General features: G+C 37.3%; 2 protein-coding genes. Both read right to left on the bottom strand.

What is annotated here, in order from left to right; translation table 11 throughout:
- Positions 1 to 184: 184 nt before the first annotated feature.
- The gene (locus VFM92_RS11375; protein WP_325122347.1) at positions 185 to 1,204 is read right to left on the bottom strand and encodes an LLM class flavin-dependent oxidoreductase; all 1,020 of its coding nucleotides are present in this window, start codon (positions 1,202 to 1,204) and stop codon (positions 185 to 187) included.
- A complete protein-coding gene (locus VFM92_RS11370) occupies positions 1,201 to 2,187 on the bottom strand; it encodes a hypothetical protein (RefSeq protein WP_325122346.1) in 987 nt (328 codons plus the stop codon). The genes VFM92_RS11375 and VFM92_RS11370 overlap by 4 nt, the downstream gene beginning before the upstream one ends.
- Positions 2,188 to 2,586 lie beyond the last annotated feature (399 nt).

Below are 2,586 nucleotides of genomic sequence, written 5' to 3'. Positions count from 1 at the left end.
GGCTCGAATATTTGCCGCCAGCTTCTTTCAGATTCGCAGTCGCCCACGACACCCTTGCTATTGGCTAACGATAAGTACTGTAACTCTCGTTCGGGACTTGCACCCTATAGCATGATGACCATGCCTGACACACAAAAAAAGACTACTCTGAAACAGAGCAGCCTTAGTATAATTTTCTAGAAAATCAGGAAAGATTAGAAATTATCTCCTTTGAAAAACGCTCCATTTCTTCTAACTGCGGGCTAGCCTGCAATAAAAAGAAATCAACTCCTACTTTTTCAAAAGCGGCAATCTGGTCTTGTACCTGCGAAGTGGTTCCTGTAAGTCCCGCCCGTAGCCCGCGGTTGGAAACAGAATAATCACGCACTGAAAGCTGACTTTCCAACTGTGTATTTTCCACCCATTGCTGATAATTCTTATACCCTCTTGAAGTTCCTTTCACATTGGTAATTCTATCAATCTCTTTTTTCACTTCTGCTTCTTTATTTCTAACAATTGAATAAGCCGCCACGCCAAATTTTAATGCCGGTAATCCAAGTTTCTCTCTTCTTTCGCGCATATCGGCAATGCGTTGACCAATCTGCTCTGGAGAATCTCCATGCATCACATAACCATCACATTTGCTGCTAATCATAGTTTTGGCAGCTTCTGATTCACCTCCTGCATAAAGAAAAGGTTTTTTAGCTGGTTTTGGCTGTAAAACATTATCCTTCACTTTGTAATAGTCCCCTTCAAAAGTGATATTGTTTTTCTCCCATAATCTGGTAATCAACTCTATCCATTCATTAGTTCGTGCATAACGGTCATCATGTTGGTCAAATGCTATTCCATATTTCTCAGCCTCTGCTTTCCACCAGGAAGCTACTACGTTCAGTGAAATTCTATCATTACTAATATGTTCTAAATTAGCAACAGCTTTTGCTAGCAAAGCAGGATTATGATAGGTTGGTCTAACGGCAACCATAATCTCCAACTCTTTAGTTACAGCAGCTAATGCAGCAGCAGTAGACCAGGCATCTAAAGAAGGCGCTTCTTCTCCTTTTATATCATTTAGATATAATTCTGCAATTAAAGACAGGCTGTATCCCCAATCTTCACTTTTCTGAGCTAGTTCTTTAATATAGTCCCAGGAAATAGACATATGTTCTTCCTCTACATTGCGCAACCATCCGCCAAAAACGGGTAACCAATATCCAAATTTCATAGTTCTTCCTCCAATTTTAAGTTTGCCACTTTTTCTATAAAATCTACTAACTTTTCGTGCGGATTGAAGCCAATCACATTCACAGCATCTGCTACAAAATTGGATAGGGCATTAATATCATAATAGTATAATTGACCATCTCTGTCATCAATAATATACTCAATACCGCCTACATCAATCGAGGTGGCAGCCATTATTTGTTCAATAGCATCAATAATTTCTTGTTTTGGGGTAAAAGCTTCCACTTTCAATCCGTTTTTAGGAGCATCCAAAGCACAGACATTTCGAAGAAGTTCCTGACCTGATGTAGTCTGGCAAATATCCGCTGGACAAAGATTAAAACTCTCACCTGATGTATAAACTTTAATAGCATAAAGGTATTTACCTCCCAAGGTTTCCACCCGATGAATATGGCCATCTCTTGCAGGGATAAATTCCTGCACTAGCGCAGTATAATCCAGTCCAAGGTCAACCGAACCTTCATTAACAGCATTTTGCAATTCTTCCTCAGTATTGTAGCGCGTTATACCTGCTCCGCTTCCACCAATATTGGCTTTTACAACAATAGGAAAACGGAGATCCTTAGCTGCTGGTACAGCCTGTGAAGGATGATTAATTACAACAGCTTTTGGGTAAGGTAAACTTAACGATTCAAGCAAACTCAATTGCAAAGCCTTAGATATTTCATATTTCCATGCTCTTGAACCATTAATAACTTTAACTCCTTTATTTTCTAAGTCGCCTAATAAAGCACTGGTGTAAAAAATAGCCTGTTGATTATTTCTCAAGTATGCAGATGGACTCATTCGATTGAAAAAAACATCAAAAGGGAGTTCATTTTGAGCCAAGCTAAAATGGTGTTTTGCAGCATTATACTTTACGAAAGGTAAATGTCGGTTTTCGAGCTCTTGAAATAATGGTCTGAACCAATCTGGGTGCTCATGATAAATGGCAATCGATTTTTGATTATTATTAGTATTCATTTTTATTTTTTATTAAGTGATTTTAATTTGTAGAGTGTAAGGTGAATATCTGATAGAATATTGATAATCAACAACTTACCAAAACCCATTTTGTGCCATTAGAAATCATTATTTTATAACCAATTAAGTGCATTTGTTTTTTTTTCAGTAATGAACCTATTAAGTACAAAACCATAAACAATCTGGTGCAGATTACTTTTGCTATTGAATACATTATTCAGTAAGTAAAATTGAAATAAATTTGATTATTGCTAATCCTATCGGATCAATCTGAAAATCTGGGGAGAAGTATTTTTCAAGCATATATTTTAGAGAGTCTGTAAAGGAAAAAGGATACGTTTTTCACACCTCTGAATTGGGAGCGAAAAGCTTTTATCTTGGCATTGAATGATTCAGCTG

Source organism: Marivirga sp., from assembly GCF_035704835.1.
Lineage (GTDB): Bacteria > Bacteroidota > Bacteroidia > Cytophagales > Cyclobacteriaceae > Marivirga.
This window is presented reverse-complemented; position numbering and strand designations above follow the sequence as displayed.

Bases quoted from the DNA above. Each gene is read 5' to 3' on its own strand.
- VFM92_RS11370 (WP_325122346.1), bottom strand. From the start codon at position 2,187: ATGAATACTAATAATAATCAAAAATCGATTGCCATTTATCATGAGCAC.
- VFM92_RS11375 (WP_325122347.1), bottom strand. From the start codon at position 1,204: ATGAAATTTGGATATTGGTTACCCGTTTTTGGCGGATGGTTGCGCAAT.